We start from the raw sequence: 21,647 nt of genomic DNA on the forward strand, positions 1-21,647 counted from the left end.
TCTACCGTTATGCGATAGCATCCACTATTGCATTCAACGTTGCGCTGGGACGCATTGCTTTTTCAGTCTTGCTGGGATCCGGCATGAAATAACCGCCGATATCCTGCGGCTTGCCCTGGGCACCGATCAGTTCAGCATTGATCTTCTCTTCATTTTCCTGAAGCTGCTTCGCTACCTTGGCAAAACGTGCGGCAAGTTCAGGATCCTTGGTCTGCGCTGCCAGAGCTTCGGCCCAGTACATTGCGAGATAGAAATGGCTGCCGCGGTTATCGATCTGACCGACCTTACGTGCCGGGTTCTTGTTTTGATCCAGGAATTTGGTGTTGGCCTGATCAAGAGTATCTGCCAGGAGCTGTGCCTTTTCATTTTTGAAGGTAGCTGCCAGATGCTCCAGAGATACGGCCAGCGCCAGGAACTCGCCGAGCGAATCCCACCGCAGGTACCCTTCCTGAACGAACTGCTGGACATGCTTGGGAGCCGAACCGCCTGCACCGGTCTCGAAGAGACCGCCGCCGGCCAGAAGAGGCACGATGGAGAGCATCTTGGCGCTGGTACCCAGTTCAAGAATCGGGAAGAGGTCAGTGAGGTAATCTCTCAGGGCGTTGCCGGTTACCGTAATAGTATCCTGACCGGCTTTGGCCCTTTCACACGTAAAGAGCATCGCGTCGACCGGGGCCATGATACGAATATCCAGACCACTGGTGTCATGATCCTTCAGATACTTGTTGACCTTGAGGATCATCTGGGCATCGTGAGCCCGTTCCTTATCCAGCCAGAATATTGCCGGAGCACCGGTTGCCCGCGCTCTGCGCACCGCCAGCTTGACCCAATCCTGGATCGGCAGGTCTTTTGCCTGACAGCCGCGCCAGATATCGCCTTCTTCGACGGTGTGCTGCATCAGCACTGCGCCGGATTCATCAAGAACACGCACCGTACCGTTTGCCGGCATTTTGAAGGTCTTGTCGTGTGAGCCGTATTCCTCGGCCTTCTGGGCCATGAGACCGACGTTGGAGGTGGAGCCCATGGTGGTGGGATCGAACTGCCCGTTCTTCTTGCAGAAATCGATACAGACCTGGTACCACCTCGAATAGCAGCGATCGGGGATGACGCACTTCACATCGTGAAGCTTGCCGTCCGGACCCCACATCCCGCCGGAGTCACGGATAACGACCGGCATGGAGGCATCGATAATGATATCGTTGCTGGCATGCAGGTTGGTGATACCCTTGTCCGAATCCACCATCGCCAGAGGCGGTCTCTTCTTGTAGGTCTCCTGGATATCCGCTTCGATTTCGGCCCGTTTGGCTTCAGGCAATTTCGCAAGTTTCAGGTAGAGGTCGCCCAGACCGAGATCCGGGTTGACACCCAGCTCCTTGAAGGTTGCGGCATGCTTCTCAAACACATCCTTGAAGAAAACGGATACGAAATGACCGAACATGATCGGATCGGAGATCTTCATCATGGTGGCCTTGAGGTGCACGGAGAACAGCACGCCCTTCTGCTTTGCGTCTTCGATCTGCTCTTCAATGAATTTGCGCAGGGCACGTACACTCAGGAACGTCCCGTCAAAGACCTCTCCAGCCAGAAGAGGGAGTTTCTCTTTCAGAACAGTAACCTTCCCGGCCTGATCGACGAACTCGATCTTCACATTGCCGGCCTTGTCCATAGTAAATGACTTTTCATTCGCATAGAAATCGCAGCAATCCATCCACGACACATGGGTCTTGCACTCCGGTGCCCAGGCACCCATCTTGTGCGGATGTTTTTTGGCGTATTCCTTTACCGCCTTGGCTGATCTCCTGTCGGAGTTACCCTCTCTGAGCACGGGGTTTACGGCGCTTCCCAGACACTTGGCATACCGTGCATGAAGGGCTTTTTCTTCATCGGTCTTCGGCTCTTCCGGGTAATCTGGGAGCTTGTAGCCTTTATCCTGAAGTTCCTTGATAGCTGCCTTCAACTGCGGGATCGAAGCGCTGACGTTGGGCAGCTTTATGATATTGGCTTCAAGCTTCTGGGTGAGATCGCCCAGTTCGGCCAGATAGTCGGGCATTCTCTGACTCTCGGTCAGATATTCGGGGAAATTGGCGATAATTCTTCCGGCAACAGAGATGTCCCTTGTTTCCACGACAACGCCGGCAGCCTTGGTGAAGGCATTAACGATAGGGAGCAGGGAGTACGTTGCCAGAGCAGGTGCTTCATCGATTTTCGACCAGATAATCTTTTGTGTTGTCATGTTCTCTCCTTAGTATTTATGCTGTGCCGCCAGAGGCCTAGAAAGGTCGCTTACAGACTGCTATATACACCATCATGATCGTTTCAGTCTCAGGAATCTTCCGTATCGAAATCTCCTTTCCCTAAAATGATAATCAGCACTGATGCCGTTATGGTATGTAAAGCGTCTACCCGCTTCTCTCCACCGATTTTCGGTAATATACCGAAAAGTTTGTATACAGTATACAAATCACCATACCCTGTCAAGAAAAAATGCAAAACATTTAATAATCAAACTAATGTTGTTTTATTACTGATTTCATTAACAAAAAACCGCGGAATCGCGGCAAGAGGGGGAAATGTGGCAGGTTAGTGCAGACGTCGCTCCTGGGCGTAACGGCGGGCTTCCTGGATATCATCGCGGCTCAGGTTACGCGGGATGCGAAGGACCTGTCCCGGCCAGAGCTGGCGGGGATTGCGGATCTGGTCACGGTTGGCGCGGTAGAGAAGGGGCCAGAGCAGGACGTCACCATAGACTCCTGGCTGGGCGGAGATCTGCGGCAGGGTTTCACCTCGTTTGACAGTGTAACTGGTCAGAAGGGGGATCTCCTTGACCTGCTTCGCCCGTTCCATGAGCCTGCGGGCCTCAGCCTCGGCACGGGCCTGCTCCACGGCTTTCAACCGGGCAGCTTCTTCCGCCAGCCGGCGCCGCTCCTCTTCCAGGGCAAGTGCCTGGAGCCGCTCACGTTCAATCCGTTCAGCCTCTTCGCGGCGCAGGCGCTCCTCATCCGCGATCCGCTTTTTCTCGGCGACGAGGTTTTCTTTGAGCAGTTCGCCTTTGACGAGAGCGAGCTGGAAGAAACGATCGGCCTCCTCCACCTCCTCTGCCTTGAGAAAGACCTCACCTCGGGAAAAGGTATCGGAAAGGTTTGCGAATTCGGCAGGAAGCAGGTCAGGGGCGCCTTCGACGGTGACAGAGTTCAGCATCTGGCTAGCCTGGAGATGCCAAAGGGGTGTGCGAGGTGCACACCCCTCCAAAAGCACCAGCATGAACAACAGTATGAGGAACCTGACCGTCATGCAGCCACCATCACGGCTGCTGCTTCACCGCGAGCTTGATCCCCAGCTCCCTGAGCTGTTTGGCGTCCACCGCTGACGGAGCTTCGGACATGAGACAGGTGCCTTTCTGGGTCTTGGGAAATGCTATGACGTCCCGGATGGAGTCACTGCCGGTGAGCAGCATGACCAGACGGTCCATGCCAAAGGCAATACCGCCGTGGGGCGGGGTCCCGTACTCGAGGGCGTCGAGCAGGAAGCCGAACTTGGCCCGCTTGTCCTCTTCCGAATGTCCGAGCATCTTGAACATGAGGGATTGGACCGCTTCCTGGTGGATCCTGATTGAACCGCCGCCGATCTCGTTGCCGTTGAGCACCAGGTCGTAGGCCTTGGCGCGGCAGCGACCCGGATCGGACTCCACATAGGCAAGATCCTCGTCCATGGGGGCCGTGAACGGATGGTGCACCGCAGCCCACCGCTTCTCATCATCGTCCCACTCAAGGAGCGGGAAGTCGGTAATCCAGACGAACCGAAAGACGTTCTTGTCCAGGAGGCCAAGGAGGTTGGCCAGGTGGTTGCGCAGCTTGCCGAGCGAATCATTGACGACCTTCGGCTTGTCGGCCACGAAGAGCAGCAGATCCCCCTCCTCGGCACCGAAGGCCTGGTTCATGGCGGCGATCTCTTCCGGGGTGAAGAACTTGGCTATGGGAGAATGCCAGGTGTCGTTCTCGATCTTCACATAGGCAAGCCCCTTGGCGCCGTAGATCTTGGCGAATTCGGTCAGATCGTCGATCTCCTTGCGGGAGAACCCGGCACACCCCTTGGCATTGAGCCCCTTGATGATGCCTCCCCCGGCTGCCACATCGGCAAAAACCTTGAAACCGGCCCCTTTGACGATGTCGGTCAATTCGACGAGTTCGAGACCGAAGCGGAGATCAGGATTGTCCACCCCGAAACGGCGGATCGACTCGGCATAGGTCATCCGCTCGACCGGAAGCTCCACATCGACCACTTTGGCCTCCTTGAAGATCCGTGCTATGAGCCCTTCCATCACGCTGATGATATCTTCCCGGTCGATGAACGACATTTCGCAGTCAATCTGGGTGAACTCTGGCTGGCGGTCCGCCCGCAGGTCTTCGTCACGGAAACAGCGGACGACCTGGAAATAGCGGTCATAGCCGGAGATCATCAGGATCTGCTTGAAGATCTGCGGCGACTGGGGAAGCGCATAGAAGTTCCCCTGGTTTATGCGGGACGGCACCAGGAAGTCCCGGGCGCCTTCAGGCGTCGACTTGGTGAGGAACGGCGTCTCCAGCTCCAGGAAACCGTTCTCGGACAGATACTGACGGGTAACCTGGGCGACCTTGTGCCTGAGGATGAGGTTGTATTGCAACTGCGGCCTGCGCAGATCGAGGTAACGGTATTTGAGACGGAGATTCTCAGCCACGTCCACGAAATCGTCCAGGGTAAAGGGGAGCGGTTTGGAACGGTTAAGGATCCGGCACTCGGATACCAGCACCTCGACCTCGCCGGTGATCAGCCCCGGATTAACGGTCCCTTCGGGGCGGGGGATCACTTTCCCCTTGACCGCCACGACGAACTCGTTGCGGATCGCTTCGGCCTTTTCATGGGCCTCGGCATTCTGCTCCGGATCGAACACTATCTGCGCCAGTCCTTCACGGTCGCGCAGGTCCACGAAGATCAGCCCGCCATGATCGCGTCTGCGCAGTGCCCACCCCATCAGCACCACTTCCCTGCCGATGTCGGAAGCCCGCAGGCAGCCGCAATAATCGGTTCGTTTCCAGTCACCAAGCATCTCTATCACTGTTTCACCCTCCACGGAAGTGTCATGATCTGAAAATCGCGTAAGTATACTCAAAAAATGCAGCTCCTTCAAGGACAAATGCCTTCCCACTAGCCAAGACGACTGAATGTACGGGGACAGACCGCGCCATGGCCTTACCCCGCACCAACAAAAAGGCCCTCCGGATCAATCCGGAAGGCCTTTTTGCAGAAGATCGGGTAAACATCACTTCTGGAACTGGCGAATATAGATACTGCTTCGTTGTTCGGCAAAAACCAGGTGCTTCAGCATGGCATCGCGAGCCATCTCGGCATCCCTGGTCCGTATAGCCTCATAGATTGCGCTATGGTGCTCATAGAGGATGAGATGATCCTCAGAGGTAAGATAGACGGCGCGCCAGACGGTCTTCTGAAACTCCTTCATGGCATCAAAGATCGTCTGCATCAGATGCAGCCAGACGATATTGTGGGTGGCCCTGGCAATCAGGATATGGAAATTTGCATCCAGGTCCTCGGAGGGCTTACCGCTCTCCAGGTTCTGCCTCATCCCTTCGATGATCTTCTCCAGCTTGCGCAGATCGTCGGGCAGCGCCCGTTGAGCAGCGTAAAAAGCGGTCCAGGACTCCAGCCCCTTGCGCACCTCGATCACATCCAGGGCACGCTCCCGCTCGACCTTGACGAGTTCGGTAAGCGGGTTGCCGGCAATGGTTTCTACAAGGGATTTGACAACAGTCCCGCCACCCTGGTAGGACTCCACGAAACCCGCCGAGGCGAGCATATTCAGGGCTTCGCGGACCGATGGCCGCGACACGCCGAACAGTTCGGCCAGTTCCCGCTCCGGAGGCAGCTTATCACCAGGGCTGAATTCTCCGGCAAGGATGGAGGTGCGGATCTGCTCGGCAATCTGCATGGAAACTTTTTTCGGCTTGATCGGCTTGAATATCATTTCGCTCACGACAGATAAAAACGGGGTATGGACCGTTCTTCAATTACACCATTTCTGTCATGTTGGCAATCTGTTTGAAACGGTTAACCTTGCATACTCCGGACTAACAGCTGGGCCAGATGAAGCACCTCCACCACCGGTGAACCGTCGGCAAGCCCTTTTTTCAGCTGCAGCAGGCAGCCGGGATTTCCCGTAACCAGACACTCAGCGCCGGTAGAACGAATGTTGGCGACCTTCCGCCCAAGCACCCGGTCCGACATCTCAGGCTTTTCGATATTGTACGTGCCGGCGCTGCCGCAACAGGCGTCTGCTTCCCCTAGCTCGCAAAAACTCAGACCGGGAATCAGCTTCAGGAGCTCGCGGGGCTCGCGCCTGATCCCCTGGCAGTGGGCGATGTGACAGGGGTCATGGTAGGTTACCCTGAGCGGCAGGGGGTGCAGCTTCTCCCGGAGTATCTCCGCATCGGTGAAAAGGAGCTGGGAGATATCGCGCACCTTAGCGCTGAAAGCGACAGCACCGGGGTCTCCGGGCAGATGGGAGGCATACTTCTTCAGCTCCGCGCCGCAGCCACCACAGTCCGTGACGATCAGGTCGACATCGAGCTCGTTGAACAGGTCCGTGTTGAAACGTGCCATCTCGTCGAGCCCCTTGCGGTCGCCGGCAAGCATATGGGGGGCGCCGCAGCACTTCTGGTTTTTCGGCGTGACGACCCTGTAGCCGAGTGCCGAAAGGAGCTGCACCGTTGCATGGCTCGCCTCGGAAAAGACCAGGCTCATGACGCAGCCGAGGAAAAAGCCGACCGTTCCCCGCTCCTCTCCCCGGGCCGGCGTCACCTCCTGGAGTGCCCGGCGCAGCGGCCTTGCGGGCAGGTCGGGCAAAAGCCCCTCCATGCGGGCCAGGGTCTCGGGAAACATCTTCAGCATCCCCAGCTTGCGGACCAGGCGCTGCAGACCCGAGCGCTGGTAGAGCCGTAGCGGCACCGTGGCCGCTTCAAGCCGGTCCGGATGGGGCAGAAGCCTCCGTAGAATGAGCTCTTCCATCATGGACAGGCCGGCGTCGCATTTTTTCTCGCACTTGAACTCGGCCACCAGTTCGCCCGCATTCACCCCGCAGGGGCAGGCAGTGGCACAGGCCTGGCAGTCGAGACAGAGGGAGAGATACTCCAGAAACCGGTCGCTGGTATCCAGCTCCCCCTCCCGGAACTTCCGCACCAGAGCCACCCGCCCGCGGGGCGAGGCGGTCTCCAGGAAGGTCTCCTTATAAGTCGGGCAGTGTGGCAGACACATGCCGCACCGCATGCAGTTGATCAGCTGTTCATAGTCCATTGCAAGACTCCAGGTTAAGGCGTTTGTTCGCTCTGCTCACAGGTAGGGGTAGGGGCTTTCTCAACCTCAACCATGGCCTGTCAGAAGACTTTCCCCGGATTCAAGATTCCTTGCGGATCGAATACCTGCTTGATTCCCCGCATGATTGTCATTCCCGACTCCCCCACCAGACCGGGCAGATATCTCTTTTTCGCGATGCCGACGCCATGCTCACCGGTGATGGTCCCTCCCATGCCGATGGCAGCCTCGAATATCTCGGCGAAAGCCTGGTGAGCCCGTCCGATCTCGTCGGTATCGCGCTCGTCGGTGAGACAGGTGGGGTGGAGATTGCCGTCACCGGCATGGCCGAAGGTGCCGATCATGAGATCGTATTTACGCGCCGTCTCCTGGATAAACTTGACCATCGGTGCGATGCAGCTGCGCGGCACCGTGGCATCCTCCAGGATGGTGGTCGGCTTGACCCGCGCCAGGGCCGACAGCGCCACACGCCGGGCAGTAGCGAGGCGTAGCGCTTCTTCGGCGTCTGCAGCGATCTGGAAATAGGAGCAGCGCTGCTTCTCGCAGATATCGCGAATGGCAGCAGCCTCTTCCGCAACCACCACCGGATGACCGTCGACCTCGATGAGCAGTACCGCCTCCACATCCAAGGGGAGTCCGACCTTTGCATAGTCCTCCACGCACCTGATGGTCACCTTGTCCAGGAACTCCAGGGTGGCAGGGATGATCCGGGCGGCAATGATGCGGGAAACGCTGATCGCTGCCTGCTCCAGTTCGGGGAAATGGACCAGCATGGTTCGTTTCGTCCGGGGCATGGGGATCAGCTTGACCATGATCTCGGTAAAGATCCCCAGGGTCCCTTCCGATGAAACCAGCAGGTCGTTCAGGTTGTAGCCGGCAACGTTCTTCACCGCCTTGCCGCCGGTCTTCAGCAGTTCCCCTCCGGGAAGGACCGTGGTCAACCCCATGACGTAATCGGCGGTAACCCCATACTTGAGCCCCCGCAGGCCGCCCGAGTTTTCCGCCACATTTCCACCCATGGTGGAGATATTCATGCTCCCCGGATCAGGCGGGTAAAAGAGCCCCCGCGCCTCCACTTCCCGGTGCAGGGCGCTGGTGACGACCCCGGTCTCCACCGTTGCGGTCAGGTTCTCCTCGTCGATCTCCAGTATCCGGTTGAGTCGGCTCGTCTGCAGCACCACGCCGCCGGAGATTGCCAGCGAACCGCCGGAGAGGCCGGTGCCGGAGCCGCGGGGGGTAACCGCAACCCCGTTCTCGCTGCAGAGGATCAGGATTCGCGCCACATCCTCGCCTCGTTCCGGCAACATCACAACCCCCGGTGTCATGGACAATTCAGGTGTTGCATCGTACTGGTAACAGGCCAGGGATTCCCTATCGGTGAGGATGTTCTCCCTGCCGACGACGGATGTCAGCTCGGCGATAAAATTCGGCTTCATTCCCCTTCTCTCCTTTTCTGCTGCCTGGTCGGCAGACCGCTGCTCAGGGGGCTATACGCCGGCAGTAGATGTAAATGAATGCCGCAGTACGCCGGCAACGAGAGCACCCAACCCGAGATTTCCCGCATCGGGATCATTAAATACAGATACAGCGGATTGCCGTAGTTCTTCAATAATATAAATCATTTTTACATGGTTGTCTTACCAATTATCCATTTTCCCACTACATGTCAACACAATTCCAATATAGCGCTCAATCATCTGTTGACATGGGTTTTATCATACATTACCCTGAGATGCAGTTTTGGCATTACCTTTTTCCCAGAGGTGAATATGCTTACCACTTTCCAAACAGCTGCCGAAGCGGTCGGAGCTACAGTAAAACGATTTTCCACTATTCATGAGGCAGTCGCCTATTTACAAACCCTGTCCGACGGCCCGATTGCAGCATCCGCTCTTCCACCTGCCATCGCCGAGGCGTTTGCCCCAGGGGCATTCGCAGAACCAAAGGCCTATGCCGCGACAGAGGTTGCCGTTAGCTGCGCGATCGCAGCCATAGCCGATACGGGCAGCCTTCTCCTCGAACTCACCGACCCGACTGCCCGTAGCGCCACCGCGCTCTCCCCCGTGCACGCGGTCTTTCTGAACGAATCCGCTATTGTCCCGACACTGGCCGAACTTGGTGAAATCGTCTGTACGCGACTTGCTTCAGCGGGTAGCACCTATCTTTCCATCACCACCGGACCGAGCCGGACCGCCGATATCGAACGGGTACTGACGATCGGGGTACACGGCCCCAGGGAACTGCATGTGCTACTCATGGAGGATGTGTAATGGGGAAGGAAATAATCCGGCAGAAGATCAACAACCTTTTTCTGCGCAAGACACTGAAGAATTTTGCCGCTGCCTATCCGGTGGCACGGGCCAAGGCATTCGAGGGGATCGATTTCGAAGCGCTACGAACCCGCATTGCCGAAGGTAAGGAGAAAGGACTGAAACGTCTGCCGGCATTGATCCGTGAATTCACCGCCAGCGCCGAGGCCAGCGGCGCCACGGTCCACCTCTGCCGCACCACGGCCGAGGCAAACCGGGACATCCTTGAGATCGTCAAGGCCAAGGGGACCGACTTCCTGATCAAGTCCAAGTCCATGACCTCGGAGGAGATCGAACTGAACCAGTTCCTGGAAAGGCACGGCGTTCGCTGCCTGGAGACTGACCTGGGAGAATGGATCATCCAGCTGGCCGGTGAACGCCCGTCACACATGGTCATGCCGGCCATCCACAAAAACCGTGAAGAGGTGGCGGAGCTTTTCTCGCGGGAAACCGGCACGGAGTGCCCCCCCGACATCCCCCTGCTGGTCCGGACAGCCAGAGAAACGCTTCGCAGCGGCTTTCTGGCCGGACAGGTCGGGCTGTCGGGCGCCAATGCGGCGCTTGCCGACAGCGGCGCCATCGCCATCATGACCAATGAGGGGAATGGACGGCTGGTAACCACCCTCCCCCAGACCCATATCGCGTTGATCGGCGTTGAAAAGATCGTACCGTCGTTTGCCGAGGCCCTGGACGTCATCAACATTCTGCCGAAGAACGCCACCGGCCAGAAGATCACGTCCTATGTCTCGCTCATCAAGGGGCCGGGAAACGACGCCGGGCGGGAACTGCATATCGTCCTCCTGGACAACGGCCGGACCGAACTCGCTGCCGATCCGGTCTTCGGCGAGGCGCTGCAGTGCGTCAAATGCGGTGCCTGCGCCAATGTCTGCCCCATCTACGAGATTGTCGGCGGGCACGTATTCGGCCACATCTACGTCGGCGGCATCGGCCTGGTTCTTACCCCCTTCTTTCACGGTTTCGAGAATGCCGAGGAGATCCTCAAGCTCTGCATCGGCTGCCGGAAATGCAATGAGGTCTGCGCCGCCCGGATCGACATCGAGGGGCTGATCGTCGATCTGCGCGACAGGATCAGGAAGCCGGTGGGCCAGAAGTTTCTCTTTAGCACCCTGATGAAAAACCGCCGCCTGTTCCATACCACCCTGCGCGCACTCTACCTGGCGCAAAAGCCGTTCCAGAGCGAGGGTGGCCGGATTCGCCACCTCCCGCTGATTCTTAACCGGGAAACTGCCAACCGCTCCCTCCCCCCCATCGCCGAGAAGCCGTTCCGCGACCTGGTGCAGAAGGGAGAAACCGGAGGCTCCGGCGAAAAGGTGCTCTTCTATTCCGGCTGTCTTGCCGACTTCGTCTACCCGGAGCTCTGCACGGAGACCGTGGAAAGCCTGGGAAAACTCGGCTACCGTGTCTCCTTCCCCGCTGAACAGACCTGCTGCGGCATCCCGGCCCGCTACTCCGGCGAAATGGATGTTGCCAGGGATATGGCCCGGATCAATACCGACGTACTGCTCGCCGGGGACGCCGCATATGTGGCAACCATCTGCCCCACCTGCACCATGTCGCTCCGGCATGACTTCCCGAAACTGCTGGCAGATGACCCGGTCTATGCGGCGCGCTCCAGGGAGCTGGCAGCAAAGGTCTGCAACTATTCCGAACTGGTCGCGCAAAAGATCGGAACTGCGCCCGTAACGGCAACGGATGACGACGAAACCGCGCAGGTCACCTATCACGACGCCTGTCATCTGAAACGGGGGTGCGGTGTCCACGAGGAACCGCGAAGGGTGCTGCGCGAACTGGTCGGGGCAGAGATCAGGGAGATGGCCGATTGCGACAAGTGCTGCGGCTTTGGCGGTTCCTATGCCATCAAGTATCCGGAGATTTCCCAGGAGGTCCTGAAGAATAAGCTGGAGAGTATCAGGGCGACCGGAGCCAGGATCGTGGCAGTCGATTGCCCAGGGTGCAAACTGCAGATCGAAGGGGGATTGGAAGGGGCCGGCAGCAGCATCGCCGTGGAGCACAGTGCTACCCTGGTGGCCCGGCGACTGGGTTCGTAAACAATGCGACTGCAACAGCTCTGGAGGTCTATCGTTCTCCCTTTTCGGCTACAAATCCGAGTTCGAGAGACTTCTTCCTCAGTTGCTTAAGGACCGCAGGGGGTGCCTTGTCCTGCAACTCCTGGGAGTAAAAATAGAAAATGCCCGCCAGTGTCCTCTTTTCCCGCTCAGGGTAGACATCGGCAAGAGGGATCAACTGCTGGACATAGGGGAGTCCGTCGTCAAAGCGGTCCAGTTTGCCATAGACGATGGCAAGCCCTGCCAGACGCCGGCCGATTTTCTTCTGCGACGGCTGGGGCTGATGCTGTTCGATCGTCAGCGACTGGCGGAAGAGGTCGACAGCCTGATCGTCCTTGCCCAGACGACGCTTGATCCGCGCCAGGTTGTACAAGCGCTGGGATTTCAGGGAATCGCTCAGGCCAGTTGTCGCGACAGCCTGCTGGCACGACTCCTCGGCAGCCTCCAGACGACCATCCCGTTCCGCCTCGATGCAGGTTTCGACATAGTGATGTGAATCGGCACCCTTGACCGCTTCACCACTCCGAATAGGTACACTGAACGTTGCCGGCACCGTACACCCCGCAACCACTACCAGACAAGCAACGATGGCAACCATCCTGATAAGTTCGTTCATAGGACCCCTCATCCAGCTAACGGCTCAATGCCCCACGGTCCTCCAAGAGGATCCCACAGCGGGCAACCTGTACGCGGCACATCACGGCAGGGGCATTCCCCCGGTTGACATGAAAACTCACTTTATCTTCCTGACTTGGCACGAACATTCCCCATTGACATGAAAGCACCCTATCGGATATTTTAATGAAAGGCGGGCTGCCAGCATGACTCTTCCCAACGGCCCGGACAGCACCCTATCTGTCCGGTTGCCGGCTGGGGATTCCTTCTGAATGCCCCCATCAACTCCCGCACCGGGACAACAGTCAGAGAAGAACGAAGGAGGAGAACGAAGTGAAGAAGCTTGGCAACATCTGCATCGATTGCGGCAGCAACAGCGTCAACAGGATCGAGGAACGCGAAGGTCGCCTCTTCCGTTTCGAGAGAATCGAGTACGCTTGTGGTGCAACCCTTGAGACCTATCACACCGCCAACGACAATATGGCCCGTGCCATTCACAGCGGCTGTAGCGCTGGCGAATAATACACCCATCCTCAGAAACCCAGAGCGGCTGGCATCACATGCCGGCCGTTTTTTTTTGCACCGAGAGGATATCCCGACGGCGCGCCGAGGCATGGATGATCGGTCGGACGATGTCTCTTTACAACGAAATGTCGTTGCGATTCTTGTCTCTCGCCAACCGGGTGCTATATTGTATGAGCATCACCCTGCAACCGCGGGTGCCCCGCCACGCCGACACGGCAACCAGGCGCAGAGCCGCATTACGCAGGGACACTACTCGCAAGGATACCGTTCATGTCCTTTGTTGGCGATCTTGAACATCTCCCCATCGTCGATGTGATCCAGTTGTTGCATTCGACGCGCAAATCGGGAACCCTCTGCCTCAAGAGCCAGAGGGGCGAAAGCCACCTGGTGTTCAAGGACGGCTATATCGTCAGCGCCAACCATGCCAACACCGGAATCCGCGTCGGGCGAATCCTGGTGGAGATGCAGGCCATAACCGAAGACGATCTTCAAGAAGCCCTGCAGACCCAGCAGAATGCCGGAGCCGACCGTATCCCGTTGATCGCAACCCTTCTGGAAAGCGGCAAGATCAAGGAAGAGGTCGCCCACAGAGGGCTGGAGAGTCTGGTCGAACTGACCATCGTCGAGGTACTGACATGGACCGGTGGGACCTTTGAACTCGACATCGACCAGTTGGTCGTGTCCGACGAATACCGTTATTTCCCGGAAACGCTGCAGCAGGAGATCTACATCAACACCCAGAGCGTGCTGATGGATGCACTGCGCATCTATGACGAGCGAATGCGCGACGGTACCCTCACCGAGGAAACCTTTGCCGTGGCGGAACTCCCCACCGGGCAGACCGCCGCCGTCACAGCATCACAGAATTGGGAAATCACCGCCGACGATCTCGGCCTGGAGGATCTCGATTCCATCCAGCGGAAGATCCCCGATGTCTTTCTCGGCGTCAAGGAATACGATCCAGCCAAGGCGCACCTGCAAAAGATCAGGGAGGAACTGCGGGAGTATCCCCGAACAGAGCAGGACAAGCTCTTTTCCTTCCTCGAAGGTTTAACCGGCTCCGAAAGCGCGATCGAGCCTGACAAGCCTGCACCGGCTGTCATCCTGTTCAGCAGCGACGAGTTCATCAGACAGGCCGTCATGTCGGTCTGCCGCGCCGAAGGCTATTTCACCTTTACCACCGACGAAGAGGTCAACCTCGACCACATCATCGGGCAGACCCTGGCCAAAGAACTCATCCCGATCCTGGTCGTGGATCAGGGCAGCAGCCACGACGGTGCAACTTCCCGTGCAAAGGCCGTTACCTTCCAACAGGAAAAACTCGGCAGGTATCCCGACATCATCATTGTGCAGATGGTGCCAACGGAAGAGAGGGAACTCTCCCTGCAGCTCCTGCAGGCAGGTGCCAGCTGCGTGCTCATGCGACCTGACCGGGAAAAGCGGAAAGAAACGTTCGTCGACGATACGGTCAGCTTTCTGCAATCCTTTCTGGCGTGCATGCAACAGTCGGTCTTCGGCTCGGAACGACTGATGGTGCGCCGTCTCAAGGACTATTGCCGCCAGCTCGACACCATGCAGGAGGCCCCGGACGTGGCGCTGCTCATGCTCCGGTTCGTATCGTCCTCGTTCGAACGGGCCGTAACGCTGGTGGTGGGCAAGGAAGAGCTCCTCGCCGAGCGGGGAATCGGCATAACCGGCGACAAGGCCGCCGGCGTTACCCCGCCGCTTCGATTCAAGATTCCCCTGGGACAGCCGACATTGATCCTGGACGTGCTCGCAAGCGGCACCCCCTATTTCGGCCCCTGCAACGATGCGGTGCTCTGCAACCATCTCCATGCAGAGATCGGATCGCCCCGCTACGGGCATCTGCTGCTCATGCCGCTCAAGAGTTTCGGCAAGGTGATCGCACTCACCTATGCCGACTTCGGCGCCCAGGAAGTTCGTCCCGTTCGGATCGATCCATTGGAGATCCTCGCACGCCAGGCAGGACTGGTGCTGGAAAATGCCTTTTACCGCAAGCGATTCGAGAAACAATCACAGAAGAACTGAATCACGTACCAAACAGTGAGGAGATGGCCTGCCATGGATGCCAGAACCCTGAATCAGATACTGGAGATCGCCTTCCAGAGAAAAGTGTCGGACCTTCATTTCGAAGTGGACAACCCGCCTTTTTTCCGGGGCAAGGGCCAGCTCATCCGCTCGAAACTGCCGAACCTGACCAGCGAAGATACCGCGTTCATCGCCTCCCAGATCATGGAACAGAACGGCCGGCAGCTGGGCAGCGACCTGCGGGAATTCGACGCCTCCTATGCCCTCTCCAGCGGCGGACGCTTCAGGGTCAGCATCTTCCGCCAGCGTGGCAATTACGGGGTAGTGATGCGCGTCATCCCCCCCCACATCGGCACCTTCGAGGAGCTGAACCTGCCGCCGGTCCTGAGCGAGATCGCCCAGGCACCCAACGGCCTGATCCTCGTCACCGGCCCCACCGGCAACGGGAAATCCACCACCCTTGCCTCCATGATCCGCTACATCAATGAACACCAGAGCTTCAACATCATCACTATCGAGGACCCGATTGAATTCCTCTTCTCCTCCCAGAAAAGCTGCATCGTGCAACGGGAGGTGGGGATCGATACCGACAGCTTCAACGCCGCGTTGAAAGCCGCTCTGCGCATGGACCCGGACGTCATCATGGTCGGCGAAATGCGCGACAAGGAAACCATCGACGCCTGTATCAAGGCGGCTGAAACCGGGCACCTGGTTTTTTCTACCCTGCACACCCAGGGTGCGGTATCAACCATCAACCGCATGGTCGGAAACTTTCCACCGGAATCCCAGGAGATCATCCGGCAGAGGCTGGCTGACATTCTCGTGGCTATCGTCTCTCTGCGCCTGGTGATCGACAAGACCGGGGAATGCATCCTGCCGGTGGTCGAGGTAATGCGCTCCACTACCACTATCCGGGCCTGTATTCGCGAGGGGCGGCTGGACGAGATCGAAAAGCATATCGAAAACGGCAGCTCCCAGTACCAGATGCAGACCCTGGACCAGCACCTGCTGCAGCTGTACAAATCGGAACGGATCACCATGGAGGATGCCAAGCGACTCACCCACTCCATGGATTTCGAGCGGAAGCTGATGTTCGACTGATCACGCAATTTGCCATGCGTGCCCTGAAACGAAAATGCCCGCGCTATGCGGGCATTTTGCATGTGGCGACGAACACGCCTTGCAGAAAATACAGGAAGCAGCCTGAGACGGTGCCCGGCTACTTGATAGTGGCAGGCTCGTTGGTGAGCTTTAAAAGCAGTTTGAGGGTTGCCTTGCAGATGGCGACCCCCAGCGATGAATCGTACCAGTGGGCCATCTCTTTCTGTTTATTGTTGTAAATGCCACAGGTATAAATATCTTCCACCACGGTGCAGGTAATCATCAGGCCACCATTCTTCAGCCGCTCTATGATATCGGTGTAACAGATGTTCAGATCTTCGCTTGGATGAAACAGCCGCATGCCGCACCCGGTACCGTATGCGGTGGGCTCCCCCTTCTCGTCGAACCATCGCTTGCAGCCGCTCTTGGCAGGGTCGTCCAGAAGCTGCCAGCCAAGAAATTTTTCCGCAATGGCAATGTCGAGCGCATGCTTTTCAAGGAGGTCCAGTGCCCTCAAGTTGTAAATCCCCATCCCCGTTCTCCTTTCCACTGAACATATAAATGAACTGAGGAATTTCAGGGATGGACAACTGGTCTCCCTCCTCAATCCGCGCATGACAAAGTCTCAGCACATGACCATTCTACCGGCTCATGGATAATTTTCAAGCTTCAAGACCCGACGACTACTCGACGGGTCCTGACACTGCAAAGGGAGACATTGCGATGAGACCATGGCAGAGGGGTAGAAGGGCTTATCCGGTATCAGCGAAGGCCCATCCTGACAAGGATAAGTCCGAGAAAGCGGTTAAGGAAATTGTCGCGCGACAGAAAGGAGATCACCGGGGGTTTCCTCGTCCCCAGTCTTTCCAGCAGGTCGGCGAGTGCTGCGTTACCCGTGCGGGTCATCCCATCACGGAAGACCCGCAGGGCATCGTCCTTGTTGCCACCAATGAGATGAACCTTCCCGAGGTTGAGATAGTGCTCGGGGTTGTCCGGTTCCAGTTCCAGCGAACTCAGGCAGAGATCAATCCCCTTTCGTACCTGTCCCCGCTCCCGTGCAATGCAATAACCCAGATAGGAGTGCCAGCGCCGATTGTCGCCAAAGCGTAGCGCTCTCTCCAACCGGGCCAGAGCCCCCAGGCTGTTATCCTCTGCAATATCCTGCACTGCACGCTGAAATTCCCTGGCAGCCTCATCTACAGACTGTGGCCCCATGCCGACCTCCTGCCGGTCTGATTCCTCTACAACTCTATTTCTTTTCGTCACCTTCCGGAAAAATTCAAGACAGATCTTGCAACAGAGTTACGAACGTTCGCAGGAAAGCCCGGCTAAAGGATCCGTCAGGGCTTCAAACCCTTTCGTTCCCGTAGGATAGTCTCTCCCTTCGGAGTTAATGACACATCAGGAGGGACGTTATCGTCGCTGAAAAGACAGAGCGGCTCATAAGGCCTTGACGAGGCATCCGAAACCTCGGCACAGAGTTGCCAGGCCCCGCGTTTCAAGAGCGCGGCCATTCTGGCGAAAAACAGGTCATAAGCTTCATGATACGGCCAGCGGCTCTGCACATCGTCATGCCAATCCGGCGGCAATGTCCAGTAATCCCCCTCATCGAAGGTATAGCGGGTGGAAACCGGCGTGCTCGACGTGGAAATCACCAGTCGTGCGCGCACATCGTCGTTGTCCTGAATGGCGGTCACCTCGAAGATAAAATACTCAAATGGCGCCGAGCCGGTAATGTAGACCTGATAACCCCTTCGGGCAACAAACCCGTTCGACTGAGTATCAAATTTCAGGTTACGCCGATTATCGAAGATCAACACCTTTCTGGCGGCATCGATGATCTCGTCAGCATGTGCCATCTCGAATCGTCGCTGCGTCATGCCGGCCCATTGTTCACTGGTCGGTATGGGTGCTGGTTGCGAGCAACCGTACAAAATCAGCACCAGCAACAGGGGTATACGGAGTCCGCGCATATCTCTCTCCACGACAAAGGAATGCACCTGGGATCAAGAGTAGCCCAGAGTAGACGATATGCAACGGGCATAAGACCCTGTTGTCGGAATTGCTTCCTATCCGGCAGCCAAATAGGTATTATTGACGGCATGAACAGAACTGCTGCCATCCTCATGATACTGTGTGTCGCCATCTTGGTCTGCTTCGGAACCTGGCAGCTCTACCGCGGAAACCTTGAGGCAGCTTTCTCTACCTTCCCCTTCTTGTTGATCGTCTATTTTTTCATACGTCCTTCGCGTAGCTGACAGCATTTCTGCGCCCAATGTCCCCCGGCAATAATGGCGATATCGTTCACCATACCGGTTTGCGGGGCCATGCCGCTTTTGTCCGTCCTGGTGTTTAAAACGATAGAAGCCGCAGGTTTGATGCGGCTTCTGTCGTTCATCTTCGGCTTCCGGCTGCGCAGGACATCTTCAATGGCGCCCCTCCAGTAAACCCTGCAGGCATGCCAGTAACTGCTGGGCGCGATACGGCTTGGCAATGGCGGCGCTAAACCCATAGTCTCCGTATGTAGCCATGACAGGATCGTTCGAGTAGCCGCTCGACACGATCAGACGCGCCTGCGGATCAAGGGCAAGGATCTGCTTTGCCGCATCCTTGCCGCTCATGCCTCCGGGAATGGTGAGGTCCATGATCACCGCGGCATAGGGGGTGCCACGCTCCTGAGCAGTCCGATACCGGGTAATAGCATCTTCCCCGCTGCTGACCGTCTCGACGAGATAGCCGCCGCTCGTCAGCATCTCCGCGGCAAGCTCCCTGATGGTGGCATCGTCGTCCATGACAAGCAGCGAACAGCGCTCCGTTCTGATCGCTACCATCTCGGGCTGGCTGCTCTCCGGTAACGGTTGAACCATGCTGCTCGCCGGCAGATAGATGCAAAATGTCGTCCACTCCCCAAGGCTCGAACGAGCTTCGACATGGCCACCGTGCCGCTTGACGATGGAATAGACCGATGCGAGGCCCAATCCTGTGCCAGCCGGCTTGGTCGTAAAATAGGGGTCAAAAATCTTTTTCAGGTCTTCCGCTCTGATGCCGCACCCTTCATCGGTGAAGCAGATGCGCACATATTCGCCCGGAAGAAGCGCCATGCTGTTCCATTCGGCAAACGTAACGTTTTCTGCGCGCACCGTCAGGGTTCCACCTCCGGGCATGGCCTGGATCGCATTGATGATAATATTGTTGCAAACTTGGCTAAGCTGCCCTTCGTCAGCCTCAACGGGATGGATCTGATCTGGGAGATCCAGGACCGCCTTCACGTTCGACCCGCGCAAAACCAGTGAAACCGACTCGTTGACAATCTTTGCAACGGATACGGCCCTCTTCACCGGCTCTCCCCCCCTGGCAAAGGTGAGTAGCTGGTGGGCCAGCTCAGCCGCCCGCAGGGAGGCCTTTTCAGCTTCCGTCAACGCCTTGCGTGATTTATGCTCAGGATCGACTAGCATGCGGGCAATAGAGATATATCCCAGTATTCCGGTGAGGATGTTATTGAAATCATGGGCGATGCCGCCGGCAAGCACCCCGAGCGACTCGATCTTCTGCGCTTTAAGCAGCTCATTCTGCAGATGCTCCCGCTCGGTGATGTCGGTCATGATGACCAGGGTCCGCTCCTGGATGAACTGGGTATTGATGATCACCTGCCTGACTGATCCATCCTTGCAGGTTACACGTGCCTCAACGGGGCGCACCCTTGCACCGCATTTTTTGGCCTCGTCAATGGCACTTCGCCACTCAGCAACAATCATCTGACGATAATCGGGATCGGGGTATGCCTGACTGAACCATTCCTCAACGGTTGGGATATCCCCAAGCGAATAACCGAATCGCTCAACAAAATGACGATTGAGATACTCGACCCTGCCGTCGGCGTTGGCCCAACTGACCCCCACCGGCATAAGCTCCATAAGCGTCTTGAGATTCTCCTCGCTTTCCCGCACCGCCAGCTCCGCACGCTTGCGCGAGGTGATATCCTGCGAGGTCCCGAACAGAAGCAATGCACCGGGGGCAGACCCTGCTTCACAACGCGACGACTCGTGAACCCAGCGGATACCGCCGTTCTTCGTCACAATACGGAACTCGTCGGTCAGGGTCATGCCCGGACGCAATGTCATGAGATTGGCACTGACCCGTTGCAGATCATCGGAATGCACGAGCGGCAGCCAGCATCCCCGGGCAATGATTTCTTCCTGTGAATAGCCGCTGATCGCCTCCACTGCGCCCCCCATCCAGTGCACCCGATACGGCTCGCCTTCGTTGCGGGTACAGGAGTAGACATAATCCGAGGTCAACTGGGTAAAATTGCGGTAGAGCTCCTCACGTTCGCGCAACGACTCTTCTGCACGTCGCAGCCTCTGCGCATAACGGGAAATGAGGAAATAGAGTAAAACCGCCGTCAGGATGATGAATAACAGCCCCTTGAACACGGCTATGCGCGTCATGATATCCGTGCTCTGCACCATCCAGCCGAGAATGGAATCAGAAAGATAGATCCAGAGTGCGCCGAACAATGCATAGGTCGCAACGATCCGGACTACTGCAAGGCGCTCTTTCCCGTTGTTTGAGGTATGCATGCGTGCACAGTCTCCGTCTGCAGCCGCTCAGGAACCGGCACCCGCCCTTCCGGCCGGTCGGTCCGGAGTAAACCAGTAACCAGTTTCATTACAATCATTATATATATTTGTATTTCGTCAACTCTGGGCAAAGATTTAGGTGGCCTGCTCCGGCAAAGACAGCAGCGAGAATGCACAAAGCGGCTGAACCGCGTGAAGCGGCGACTACTGCCAAGCTACCTGTCGCTTACTTCCTGCCGCTCCGGAGAGAAATCTCTGGACGCTCTTCCTGCCTTGCAGTATGATGCACCGCAGCGCAGATCCATGCGACGACTGCAGCCACACACGGGAGGGACGTTATGTACGCTGAAGACGATTTGGGAGCCTCGGTTTTCAAAACCTGGAGCAATACACAGCGCCGCGACGAAATCGCCAAACTGGTCGAAGGCTATCGCAACGGCCTGCCGGTGGGAGTCCTCTGCAAGATGACGGAAACCATCGCCGGCAGCCGCAAACAGGCACGGAAACACCTCATGAAGATGATGACACCGGAAGAGCGCCAGGCCGCCATTGGCAAGGAGAGCGGCGGCATGCTGCTGCTGGTGCAGGAATTCCTCGCCTGATCTTCTGCCCTGCCCCATGAAAAAAGCCCGCTCAGTGCGGGCTTTTCTGTTTGGGCGGCTGTTCCTTCAATTTCCCTGGCTGCCGCAGCTTTAAAAGGGCTCTTTTGATAGCCGGAATATCACAGCCATCCACGATCAACTCACCATTGTTGAAGACGATTACGGGCACGATATCGCCATGCAACTGGTCGCGCCATTCCCGATATGCCTGCGGGTCGTGGCGGATATCCCGTTCGGTAAAGACAATCCGCTGCTCGGTGAAGTAACTCTTCACCCGGTCGCAGTAACTTCACCCCTCTCCCACGTAAAGTGTCACATACGGTTGCAGAGTGGCGACACTGCTGTTGTCGGCAGCAATCACTTGGGGAGGCGAACCCTGCGTCGGCAAAGAGTAGCAACCTGCCGTAGAGCAGACGATGA

Annotated in this window: 19 protein-coding genes; 6 read left to right on the forward strand and 13 right to left on the reverse strand. The window is 57.3% G+C overall.

Annotated elements, in window-relative coordinates:
* Positions 1 to 7: 7 nt before the first annotated feature.
* The 6 genes from GJT30_02695 to GJT30_02720 form a co-directional block, all read right to left on the reverse strand.
* Positions 8 to 2,233, reverse strand: coding sequence for an NADP-dependent isocitrate dehydrogenase (locus GJT30_02695; GenBank protein MSM38518.1), 2,226 nt, complete (start codon positions 2,231 to 2,233; stop codon positions 8 to 10).
* A gap of 347 nt (positions 2,234 to 2,580) precedes the next feature.
* Positions 2,581 to 3,291: a LysM peptidoglycan-binding domain-containing protein gene (locus tag GJT30_02700; protein ID MSM38519.1), complete on the reverse strand. Its 711-nt coding sequence runs from the start codon at positions 3,289 to 3,291 to the stop codon at positions 2,581 to 2,583.
* A gap of 10 nt (positions 3,292 to 3,301) precedes the next feature.
* A complete protein-coding gene (gene aspS / locus GJT30_02705) occupies positions 3,302 to 5,092 on the reverse strand; it encodes an aspartate--tRNA ligase (protein ID MSM38520.1) in 1,791 nt (596 codons plus the stop codon).
* 204 nt (positions 5,093 to 5,296) lie between these two features.
* Positions 5,297 to 6,016 (reverse strand): GntR family transcriptional regulator, encoded by a 720-nt coding sequence (locus GJT30_02710; protein ID MSM38521.1) that lies wholly within the window; start codon positions 6,014 to 6,016, stop codon positions 5,297 to 5,299.
* Positions 6,017 to 6,099: 83 nt separating this feature from the next.
* Entirely contained in the window at positions 6,100 to 7,341 is a 1,242-nt protein-coding gene (locus GJT30_02715) for a 4Fe-4S dicluster domain-containing protein (GenBank protein ID MSM38522.1), read from the reverse strand.
* An 80-nt stretch (positions 7,342 to 7,421) separates the two neighbouring features.
* Positions 7,422 to 8,795, reverse strand: a complete 1,374-nt coding sequence (locus GJT30_02720) for an FAD-binding protein (GenBank protein MSM38523.1) — start codon at positions 8,793 to 8,795, stop codon at positions 7,422 to 7,424.
* A 333-nt stretch (positions 8,796 to 9,128) separates the two neighbouring features.
* Between GJT30_02720 and GJT30_02725 the strand changes: the two genes are divergently transcribed.
* Together GJT30_02725 and GJT30_02730 are read left to right on the forward strand one after the other, a co-directional pair.
* Positions 9,129 to 9,629 (forward strand): lactate utilization protein, encoded by a 501-nt coding sequence (locus GJT30_02725; GenBank protein ID MSM38524.1) that lies wholly within the window; start codon positions 9,129 to 9,131, stop codon positions 9,627 to 9,629.
* Positions 9,629 to 11,737, forward strand: coding sequence for a hypothetical protein (locus tag GJT30_02730; protein MSM38525.1), 2,109 nt, complete (start codon positions 9,629 to 9,631; stop codon positions 11,735 to 11,737). Before GJT30_02725 ends, GJT30_02730 begins: the two co-directional genes overlap by 1 nt.
* 28 nt (positions 11,738 to 11,765) lie before the next feature.
* On the opposite strand, the gene GJT30_02735 is transcribed toward GJT30_02730, so the two are convergent.
* On the reverse strand, positions 11,766 to 12,383 hold the full coding sequence (locus GJT30_02735; GenBank protein MSM38526.1) for a tetratricopeptide repeat protein: 618 nt from the start codon (positions 12,381 to 12,383) through the stop codon (positions 11,766 to 11,768).
* 320 nt (positions 12,384 to 12,703) lie between these two features.
* Here GJT30_02735 and GJT30_02740 point away from each other — a divergent pair, with 320 nt between their 5' ends.
* The 3 genes from GJT30_02740 (at position 12,704) to GJT30_02750 (ending at position 16,045) form a co-directional block, all read left to right on the forward strand.
* Positions 12,704 to 12,892 (forward strand): hypothetical protein, encoded by a 189-nt coding sequence (locus tag GJT30_02740; protein MSM38527.1) that lies wholly within the window; start codon positions 12,704 to 12,706, stop codon positions 12,890 to 12,892.
* A 273-nt stretch (positions 12,893 to 13,165) separates the two neighbouring features.
* Entirely contained in the window at positions 13,166 to 14,944 is a 1,779-nt protein-coding gene (locus GJT30_02745) for a DUF4388 domain-containing protein (GenBank protein ID MSM38528.1), read from the forward strand.
* A gap of 33 nt (positions 14,945 to 14,977) precedes the next feature.
* Positions 14,978 to 16,045: a PilT/PilU family type 4a pilus ATPase gene (locus tag GJT30_02750; protein ID MSM38529.1), complete on the forward strand. Its 1,068-nt coding sequence runs from the start codon at positions 14,978 to 14,980 to the stop codon at positions 16,043 to 16,045.
* A gap of 118 nt (positions 16,046 to 16,163) precedes the next feature.
* On the opposite strand, the gene GJT30_02755 is transcribed toward GJT30_02750, so the two are convergent.
* The 5 genes from GJT30_02755 to GJT30_02775 form a co-directional block, all read right to left on the reverse strand.
* The gene (locus tag GJT30_02755) at positions 16,164 to 16,577 is read right to left on the reverse strand and encodes a hypothetical protein (protein ID MSM38530.1); all 414 of its coding nucleotides are present in this window, start codon (positions 16,575 to 16,577) and stop codon (positions 16,164 to 16,166) included.
* A gap of 230 nt (positions 16,578 to 16,807) precedes the next feature.
* Positions 16,808 to 17,260, reverse strand: a complete 453-nt coding sequence (locus tag GJT30_02760; GenBank protein MSM38531.1) for a hypothetical protein — start codon at positions 17,258 to 17,260, stop codon at positions 16,808 to 16,810.
* A 125-nt stretch (positions 17,261 to 17,385) separates the two neighbouring features.
* Positions 17,386 to 18,018 carry a hypothetical protein gene (locus GJT30_02765; protein ID MSM38532.1) on the reverse strand — a complete coding sequence of 211 codons (633 nt, stop codon included), beginning with the start codon at positions 18,016 to 18,018 and terminating at the stop codon, positions 17,386 to 17,388.
* Between the two features lie 254 nt (positions 18,019 to 18,272).
* Positions 18,273 to 18,443, reverse strand: coding sequence for a hypothetical protein (locus GJT30_02770; GenBank protein MSM38533.1), 171 nt, complete (start codon positions 18,441 to 18,443; stop codon positions 18,273 to 18,275).
* Positions 18,444 to 18,471: 28 nt separating this feature from the next.
* Complete coding sequence (locus GJT30_02775) at positions 18,472 to 20,625, reverse strand: PAS domain S-box protein (protein ID MSM38534.1); 2,154 nt, start codon at positions 20,623 to 20,625, stop codon at positions 18,472 to 18,474.
* A gap of 338 nt (positions 20,626 to 20,963) precedes the next feature.
* Here GJT30_02775 and GJT30_02780 point away from each other — a divergent pair, with 338 nt between their 5' ends.
* Positions 20,964 to 21,227: a hypothetical protein gene (locus GJT30_02780; GenBank protein ID MSM38535.1), complete on the forward strand. Its 264-nt coding sequence runs from the start codon at positions 20,964 to 20,966 to the stop codon at positions 21,225 to 21,227.
* A gap of 31 nt (positions 21,228 to 21,258) precedes the next feature.
* On the opposite strand, the gene GJT30_02785 is transcribed toward GJT30_02780, so the two are convergent.
* Positions 21,259 to 21,501 (reverse strand): hypothetical protein, encoded by a 243-nt coding sequence (locus GJT30_02785; GenBank protein ID MSM38536.1) that lies wholly within the window; start codon positions 21,499 to 21,501, stop codon positions 21,259 to 21,261.
* Positions 21,502 to 21,647: the final 146 nt, after the last annotated feature.

Source organism: Geobacter sp., from assembly GCA_009684525.1.
GTDB lineage: Bacteria > Desulfobacterota > Desulfuromonadia > Geobacterales > DSM-12255 > Geoanaerobacter.

What these genes read in the sequence shown, in the direction of transcription:
- GJT30_02745 (MSM38528.1), top strand. Translation starts at nt 13,166, where the DNA reads ATGTCCTTTGTTGGCGATCTTGAACATCTCCCCATCGTCGATGTGATC.
- GJT30_02695 (MSM38518.1), bottom strand. Translation starts at nt 2,233, where the DNA reads ATGACAACACAAAAGATTATCTGGTCGAAAATCGATGAAGCACCTGCT.
- GJT30_02735 (MSM38526.1), bottom strand. Translation starts at nt 12,383, where the DNA reads ATGAGGGGTCCTATGAACGAACTTATCAGGATGGTTGCCATCGTTGCT.
- GJT30_02715 (MSM38522.1), bottom strand. Translation starts at nt 7,341, where the DNA reads ATGGACTATGAACAGCTGATCAACTGCATGCGGTGCGGCATGTGTCTG.
- GJT30_02770 (MSM38533.1), bottom strand. Translation starts at nt 18,443, where the DNA reads ATGAACGACAGAAGCCGCATCAAACCTGCGGCTTCTATCGTTTTAAAC.
- GJT30_02760 (MSM38531.1), bottom strand. Translation starts at nt 17,260, where the DNA reads ATGGGGCCACAGTCTGTAGATGAGGCTGCCAGGGAATTTCAGCGTGCA.
- GJT30_02730 (MSM38525.1), top strand. Translation starts at nt 9,629, where the DNA reads ATGGGGAAGGAAATAATCCGGCAGAAGATCAACAACCTTTTTCTGCGC.
- GJT30_02780 (MSM38535.1), top strand. Translation starts at nt 20,964, where the DNA reads ATGTACGCTGAAGACGATTTGGGAGCCTCGGTTTTCAAAACCTGGAGC.
- GJT30_02755 (MSM38530.1), bottom strand. Translation starts at nt 16,577, where the DNA reads ATGGGGATTTACAACTTGAGGGCACTGGACCTCCTTGAAAAGCATGCG.
- GJT30_02725 (MSM38524.1), top strand. Translation starts at nt 9,129, where the DNA reads ATGCTTACCACTTTCCAAACAGCTGCCGAAGCGGTCGGAGCTACAGTA.
- GJT30_02720 (MSM38523.1), bottom strand. Translation starts at nt 8,795, where the DNA reads ATGAAGCCGAATTTTATCGCCGAGCTGACATCCGTCGTCGGCAGGGAG.
- GJT30_02775 (MSM38534.1), bottom strand. Translation starts at nt 20,625, where the DNA reads ATGCATACCTCAAACAACGGGAAAGAGCGCCTTGCAGTAGTCCGGATC.
- GJT30_02765 (MSM38532.1), bottom strand. Translation starts at nt 18,018, where the DNA reads ATGCGCGGACTCCGTATACCCCTGTTGCTGGTGCTGATTTTGTACGGT.
- GJT30_02700 (MSM38519.1), bottom strand. Translation starts at nt 3,291, where the DNA reads ATGACGGTCAGGTTCCTCATACTGTTGTTCATGCTGGTGCTTTTGGAG.
- GJT30_02710 (MSM38521.1), bottom strand. Translation starts at nt 6,016, where the DNA reads ATGATATTCAAGCCGATCAAGCCGAAAAAAGTTTCCATGCAGATTGCC.
- GJT30_02750 (MSM38529.1), top strand. Translation starts at nt 14,978, where the DNA reads ATGGATGCCAGAACCCTGAATCAGATACTGGAGATCGCCTTCCAGAGA.